General features: G+C 60.7%; 1 protein-coding gene. It reads left to right on the top strand.

What is annotated here, in order from left to right; genetic code table 11:
* A partial coding sequence (locus F0Q45_RS27040; RefSeq protein ID WP_262491214.1) for an alpha/beta hydrolase-fold protein occupies positions 1-204 on the top strand: 204 nt, incomplete at its 5' end.
* Positions 205-331: the final 127 nt, after the last annotated feature.

The raw sequence follows: 331 nt of genomic DNA, 5'->3' as shown, positions 1-331 counted from the left end.
ATGCCGGCCAAGTTCCTGGAAGGTTTGACGCTGCGTACCAACCAAACCTTCCGCGACACCTACCTGGCCTCCGGTGGCCGCAACGGAGTGTTTAACTTCCCGACGAACGGAACACACTCGTGGCCCTATTGGAACCAACAGCTGGTTGCCATGAAGCCCGACATCCTGCAGGTGCTCAACGGGCCTACCACACCTGCCGCGTAAGAGCCGCCCGAGACACAAGCCGGCATCGGCAGCAGCGCACACGGCCAGCGCTGCCGCCGATGTTTCTCAGGGCTATTTCGGCTTGTTCAGCAGGGCACGCCGATCGGAGTGAAAGTAGGTGTAACCA

This window comes from Mycobacterium simiae (genome assembly GCF_008370645.1).
GTDB lineage: Bacteria > Actinomycetota > Actinomycetes > Mycobacteriales > Mycobacteriaceae > Mycobacterium > Mycobacterium simiae_A.
The sequence above is the reverse complement of the archived record's forward strand: the minus strand, read 5'-3'. Positions and strand labels throughout refer to the sequence as shown.